5 protein-coding genes are annotated in these 3,891 nt (G+C 57.7%); all 5 read right to left on the reverse strand.

Going from position 1 to position 3,891, the window contains the following annotated elements; all coding sequences use genetic code 11:
• Positions 1-34: 34 nt before the first annotated feature.
• Positions 35-814, reverse strand: a complete 780-nt coding sequence (gene cmoA / locus D8U18_RS19960; protein ID WP_177435041.1) for a carboxy-S-adenosyl-L-methionine synthase CmoA — start codon at positions 812-814, stop codon at positions 35-37.
• 219 nt (positions 815-1,033) lie between these two features.
• Positions 1,034-1,669 (reverse strand): lysoplasmalogenase, encoded by a 636-nt coding sequence (locus D8U18_RS19965; RefSeq protein WP_056855208.1) that lies wholly within the window; start codon positions 1,667-1,669, stop codon positions 1,034-1,036.
• Between the two features lie 2 nt (positions 1,670-1,671).
• On the reverse strand, positions 1,672-2,064 hold the full coding sequence (locus tag D8U18_RS19970) for a protease inhibitor I42 family protein (protein WP_131108221.1): 393 nt from the start codon (positions 2,062-2,064) through the stop codon (positions 1,672-1,674).
• A gap of 126 nt (positions 2,065-2,190) precedes the next feature.
• Positions 2,191-2,595, reverse strand: a complete 405-nt coding sequence (locus D8U18_RS19975) for a hypothetical protein (RefSeq protein WP_056855210.1) — start codon at positions 2,593-2,595, stop codon at positions 2,191-2,193.
• Positions 2,596-2,808: 213 nt separating this feature from the next.
• Positions 2,809-3,891, reverse strand: a 1,083-nt coding sequence (locus D8U18_RS19980; RefSeq protein WP_131108222.1) for a S16 family serine protease, incomplete at its 5' end; no start/stop codon positions are given.

The following is a 3,891-nucleotide window of genomic DNA, read 5'->3' on the forward strand; positions in this document are numbered from 1 at the left end:
CCGGCCAGACGGCGGGCGAGGGGGGACAGATCAATCATGGCAAGGCAATCAACGAGGCAAAGTTAAGACACTGGAACCACGGCACGACTTTCGAGAACCCGGCCGCCAGCAGGCGTTCGCGGTGTTCTTCGAGGCTGTCGGGCTTCATGACGTTTTCGATGGCGCTGCGCTTCTGGGCGATTTCCAGTTCGCTGTAGCCGTTGGCGCGTTTGAAGGCGATGTGCAGGTCGGTGAGCAGCGCGTGCTCCTGCTCATCCTCGAAGCGCAGTTTTTCCGAGAGGATCAATGCCCCACCGGGCAGCAGCGAGTGGCGGATGCGACTGAGCAATGCGCTACGCTGGTCCGGGGCGATGAATTGCAGGGTGAAGTTCAGTGCAACCACCGAGGTAGGCTGGAAGTCGAGGGCGAGGATGTCGCCTTCGATCACCTCGACCGGCAGCAACTCCTGGAACATCGAATCCTGGCCGTTGAGGTACTCGCGGCAGCGTTCGACCATCGCCGCGGAGTTATCCACAGCGATCACCCGGCAACCCTCGGTGCGCACATGCCGGCGCAGCGCCTGGGTCACTGCGCCGAGCGACGAGCCGAGGTCATACAGCACGCTATTGGGCTGAGCGAACTGCGCGGCGAGCACGCCGAGGTTTTCGACGATGGTCGGATAACCCGGCACCGAGCGCTTGATCATGTCCGGGAACACCCGTACCACGTCTTCGTTGAAGGCGAAGTCAGGCACCTGGGCCAAAGGCTGGGCGAATAGGCGATCGGGTTCTTTGCTCACGGCGGTTCCAGCGGCGTAGGTGGAAAAGGCCGGCATTTTAGCCAAGTTGGCGCGGGGATGCGCGGGTTGTCTGATAAACCGCTGGAGTTCACTCCGGTCAACGCAAAGAAACACCATTGTGGCGAGAGAGCTTGCTCCCGCTCGGCTGCGCAGCAGTCGCAAACCCGGCTGGTGGGGTGAATCTGTTGAAGCGCGGTTGAATGGTTTCGGGGCCGCTTCGCAGTCCAGCGGGAGCAAGCTCCCTCGCCACAATGGTTAGCGTGATCTTTGGGGGAACGCCGAGGCAGTGATCCCCCATTGCCCCAGCCAGTAGCTGAGGATAATCACATAAGGGGCAGCATCAAATGGCATCACAAACCGGCTGATGCCAATCACGCTGTCGGAGAACACGAACGCCACCGCGCCCGCTGCCGCCAGCAGCGCAGAGCGTTTGGGCACGTCGGTCCCGAGTCGGGCCAGGGCGCGCCAGAGCATGGCGCTGATGGCTGTGCCATAGACAATCACGGGCACCAGCAATGGGCCGAGGCCGTTGGAAATCAGAATCCCCAGCAGGACGACGCCGACACCGAGGGCCAGCACCAGCGGTAGCACGGCCAGGCGTCGGCAATCGCTCAGATAGGCCTTGAGATAGGCCAGGTGCGCAACCAGAAACGCACCCAGTCCAAACACGAACAAATCCCCCGGCCATGCCAACAACACATCGCCCAGCAGGGAAAAAATCAGACCGAGGCTGATCCAGCGGCGGTACTCACCGGGCGGCGCATCGTGCAGCCAACCGAGCAGAGCCAATACGGGCAACGGCTTGACCAGCAGGCAGAGCATCGCAGCATGCACGCTCAAGCCATACAGGAACGTCACCGCGCCCATCAGTGCCAGAATCAGCCAGCCCACGATCAGTTGACCGAGACAGTGCAGTCGAAGGAATCAACCGGCTGCACTTCCGGCGCCCATGGTTGTTGTGAGGTCAGGCGCAAACGCCCGGTGCCAGCGGCAAAGGCTTGAAAACGCCAGGTCGATACGCCTGCAGCGCCCACCACACCCGCATCTTCGGGGTTTCGATAAACCTCTGGCCCCAGCGGGCGCAACACGCCCCCGGCCGAATCCTGGATCGCCCAGCGGTAGCCGGTGGTGGGATTGCTCGGCAAGGTCAGGATCAGGTTTTGCCCAGCAGTGAGTTTCACCGGGCATTCGCTTTGTTTCTCCACCGTCACGTTATGTTTCGGTTGCGTGGCGCAAGCGGCCAGCAAGGCGAGTACGAGAGGGACAAACAGACGAATGGGGGACATAGGGTCAGTAGCTCCGGCGTTCACGACGAACGGCGAGCATAACCGAGATGAGACAAAGTGTGACCAGAGCCTTGGAGAAGAATGTTGGCAAATCAGGCTCTGGTTTGGAGGGAATGGTGAGGCTGATTAAGGATGTAAGCCCGTAATGTCGAGCTCACCTTCGATTTCGAGCTTATCGTGACCATAGAATTTCAGGTTAAATGTTAGTTGATACCTTTTAGTCGAATTATTTAAGTTGGCCGTGAAAGTTCCTTCGTACGCAGATTGCATAGAGCTTCCGCTGTGATACTCAACGGAGCGCAAATACCCTCCCCGCACAAAGTTCTGTTGTCCGCTTGGCGTGGCTTCATCGATATCCAACAGGAAAAACCTTGGATCTGGAAGGGCGAAGTTGATGTGCGCCTCAATTTCAATCCATTTGTCATAGCGGCTTGCGAAAACGACCTCGGAACTGAAGAATTCCTCATTGTTTCTCTTAGCCTTGAGGTAACCGGTAGCTTCTGATCGAGTAGCCTGTTTCAGGTTGGTCATGGAGTGTGCCTGTCAGTAACTAGGAATGATTTGAATTGAAAAGTTAGCATCACACCTTTTGAGAGGATACTGTCAAATGTGCTAGTTTTTTAGATTTAAATTGCGGTGCTAGTTGATCTTTTTATACTTAATAGTTCAATTCGCAAGGTGTTGATCAAATGCACAAAAAAAGACCAGGCAATAGCCTGGCCTTTTTGGTATTGGGTTGCCGGCTTAGAACAATACCTTCGCCACATCCGCAAACCGCTTGGCAAAGTGCACGGTAATGCCTTCTTTGAGATATTCCGGCAGCTCTTCGAAATTACCGCGATTGGCCTCTGGCAAAATCAGTTCGAAAATCTTCTGCCGCCGCGCCGCAATGACCTTTTCGCGCACCCCGCCAATCGGCAGCACATGCCCGGTCAAGGTGAGCTCGCCGGTCATGGCCACGCCTTTTTTCGGTGGCTGGTTGCGTGCCAGCGACAACAGCGCACTGGCCATGGTCACACCGGCGCTCGGGCCGTCTTTCGGTGTTGCACCTTCCGGCACGTGCAGGTGCACAAAGGCTTCATCGAAGAATTTCGGGTCGCCGCCAAACGACTTCAGATTGGAGCTGACGTAGCTGTAGGCGATCTCCGCGGACTCCTTCATCACATCGCCCAATTGCCCGGTGAGCTTGAAGCCGCGGTTAAGGGTATGGATGCGGGTCGCTTCGATCGGCAAGGTCGCGCCGCCCATGCTGGTCCAGGCCAGTCCGGTGATCACGCCCGTTCCCGACAACACTTGTTCATTGCGGAACACCGGTTTGCCAAGGGACGGTTCGAGGTCTTTCGGGCCGAGCTTGATCACCGCTTTGGGATCGTCGAGCAGCTTCATCACCGCTTTGCGAACCAGCTTGCCGAGGTTTTTCTCCAGCTGACGCACCCCGGCTTCACGGGCATAACCGTCGATCAAGGCTTTGAGCGCATTGTCGCTGATGCTCAGGCTGCCTTTGGATACGCCAGCCTTCTCCAGCTGTTTCGGCCACAGGTGACGCTTGGCGATGGCGACTTTTTCTTCGGTGATGTAGCCCGACAGGCGAATCACTTCCATCCGGTCGAGCAACGGGCCGGGGATCGAATCCAGGGTGTTGGCAGTGCAGATGAACAGCACTTTCGACAGGTCCATGCGCAGATCGAGGTAGTGATCGAGGAATTCGACGTTCTGCTCAGGGTCGAGGGTTTCCAGCAGCGCCGAGGCCGGGTCGCCCTGGTAGCTTTGGCCCATCTTGTCGATCTCGTCGAGCATGATCACCGGGTTCATCACTTCGACGTCTTT

This window comes from Pseudomonas sp. Sample_10, from assembly GCF_004321495.1.
GTDB lineage: Bacteria > Pseudomonadota > Gammaproteobacteria > Pseudomonadales > Pseudomonadaceae > Aquipseudomonas.

What these genes read in the sequence shown, in the direction of transcription:
- cmoA (WP_177435041.1), bottom strand. Translation starts at nt 814, where the DNA reads ATGCCGGCCTTTTCCACCTACGCCGCTGGAACCGCCGTGAGCAAAGAA.
- D8U18_RS19975 (WP_056855210.1), bottom strand. Translation starts at nt 2,595, where the DNA reads ATGACCAACCTGAAACAGGCTACTCGATCAGAAGCTACCGGTTACCTC.
- D8U18_RS19970 (WP_131108221.1), bottom strand. Translation starts at nt 2,064, where the DNA reads ATGTCCCCCATTCGTCTGTTTGTCCCTCTCGTACTCGCCTTGCTGGCC.